Origin of the sequence: Microcoleus asticus IPMA8 (assembly GCF_013179805.1) — a bacterium.
Classification (GTDB): Bacteria; Cyanobacteriota; Cyanobacteriia; order Cyanobacteriales; family Microcoleaceae; genus Microcoleus; species Microcoleus asticus.
The window spans coordinates 1-2,383 of sequence record NZ_SRRZ01000272.1 but is presented as its reverse complement, the minus strand read 5'-3'; the positions used below and the strand labels follow the sequence as shown (position 1 = coordinate 2,383).

Annotated in this window: 2 protein-coding genes; both read left to right on the top strand. The window is 42.3% G+C overall.

Annotation, left to right across the window (positions count from 1 at the left end; genetic code table 11):
* The first annotated feature begins 433 nt into the window (after positions 1-433).
* Positions 434-700, top strand: coding sequence for a hypothetical protein (locus E5S67_RS33840; RefSeq protein WP_246277091.1), 267 nt, complete (start codon positions 434-436; stop codon positions 698-700).
* 186 nt (positions 701-886) lie between these two features.
* Entirely contained in the window at positions 887-1,561 is a 675-nt protein-coding gene (locus E5S67_RS31730; RefSeq protein ID WP_172193430.1) for a 5-formyltetrahydrofolate cyclo-ligase, read from the top strand.
* Positions 1,562-2,383: the final 822 nt, after the last annotated feature.

Here is a 2,383-nt window from a genome sequence, read left to right as displayed (position 1 = left end):
CATCATTACAATGCTAATTTACAACTCTAAATGCCTACTTTTCTTTGAATTCAGTTTTATTCTCTCGATCCTTTCCTTCAGGGCACTACCCTGGGATGTTCCGGTTACTCAATTATTCATACGGCTATTCAGCAACGCCTAATTTCCTTCTTTGAGGTCATCATTACCCATCCACCCTAAAATGACTTACCTTTTCATTATAGCTAACAACAGCTCACCCTTAATACTCAAGTCTTTCAAAACTTGATGTCAGTATTTTATTTTTTAGATGTTTTTTTATTTTAATTCTGTTTTTAATTATATTTTTAGCATACTAAGTGATGAAAAACCAAATAAATTTGCAGGTAGTATTAAAGAAAAATCCGACAAAAAAGTTTACTCAATCCCGAAACATGGGAAAACCTAATTAACACCTATCAAAGCAATTCATTCATTGTGGTTAAAAATAGTAGCCACCACCATTCAAGAAATATTCCGAGGCCGGGTTGCAGATTTTTTGAAATATGATAGGCTATTTCTAGGGGAAGAATTGGCAGCAACATTGCACCTGCAAATAAATCGTTTGTCAGAATTAGAGAAAAAGCTAATCTCCCAGCTCAGCTGCGAAGCAAATTCAGTTTCAATAGAGCAATTGCTACAAGATGCCGATTTATCGCCCTCCGAGTTATTCAACGGGCTGCAATCTTTGGAGAGGCGATAGTTAGTGGAAATAGAAGAACAGGAGAATGAAACGCTATTCAGCGTTTGTCCTGTGGTGAGACAATATGTAATATCAAATCCAGTTAATTAGCCACGATATCTGTAGGGACATCGCAATGCCGTGTCTCCCATTTTGAGGACACGGCATTGCGATGTCCCTACCCGCAGCTATGATTTAATATGAAATATGAATACTGCTGAACCTTCATTAACTAAAACCGAATTAAGACGATCGCTCCTCAACACCCGCAAATCCCTATCAGCACAAGAATGGAGACAAAAGAGCGATCGCCTCTGCAACCGCCTGCAAAACTCGCCCTTATTCACCCAAGCAAAAACAATCCTCGCATACTTCAGTTGTCGCCAAGAACCAGATTTAAGTCCCCTATTTACATCTTCTGTGGAGGAGGCATCTTGCCTGCTCAATTCTGGAGACAGGCAAGATGCCTGTCTCACAAATGCCATTCCCATCCCTAAAAAATGGGGATTTCCTCGGTGTGTCGGCAAAGAGCTATCCTGGCACATCTGGCAGCCCGGAGATGCTTTACATACTGGAGCTTATGGCATACTCGAACCACTGCCGGATGCTCCTAAAATAGACCGCTCAGAAGTAGATTTAATCCTCGTACCCGCTGTAGGTTGCGATGTTCGCGGCTATCGCTTGGGCTACGGCGGCGGCTATTACGATCGAATGTTCAGTTTAGCTGAGTGGGAATCAAAAATTGCGATCGGCACAATCTTTGAATTTGCCTTGCTCGCCCAACTACCAGTAGACTCGTGGGACAAACCGCTGCACGGAATTTGCACAGAAATAGATTTGACAATCGTACAGCAAAAATCAAGAAGGTCGATCGAGCAATAAATTTTCAGTAATTATCCCTAGATCCGTGTTTATATATAGCAACCGTCAGGGCGGCGCCGGACGAAAAGCGCAATACATTTTCGATCGCCAGAACGTAAACAATTAAACCGATCGATCTGACGGGGTGACAACCCCTTCAAAACCCGCACCAGTGGTGGATGGACGCAACTTGAACTCTCAAAAGATGGGGTCGAAATTATTAAGTCGCTCCATCTGTTAATTATGTTTCCTCAATCTTATCCGAACCATTTGGGGGGGTGACAACCCGCCCCAAAGCCAGAGGAGGTAAAGGGCGAGGTGATTTGTGGTAACAAAAGATAGGCAGCCTGTGTTATTACACGCTAGTCTATCTCAAAAAGTATGTTACCAACATTTTATCAGACCCACTTACAAAAACAACCGATCCAGACCCAATTTATTCTACTCACAATCTTGCTCTCTTTAATACAATCCGAGAAACAAGTAAGATTAGAACGGCTCGCACTCCTTATTGCCCTATCCCATTACAACTGAAAGTCGGCGCCGCAAATTGCCGAGATTTTTGGAAATACCTCAATTAGCGATCGCACGCTCTTTGGTTTCCTTTAATCACTTATTGGTTAACCGGACTCAAACAAATTTCAAGCCCAAACACAGCATCGAACTTGCTATGTGTAAGGCGAATACGTCACCATTATCTTGCAGCAACCGAACCGACAAATCGATAAGATATAGCTGTTCTAAAAGCTAACAACTGTAGTTTAGACTAACCAAAGATGAGAACGGTGGCCAAAGAAGAACTAGAGCCACCGCGCCAGGAGAGAATGAGGGTGAAAAAGAAAA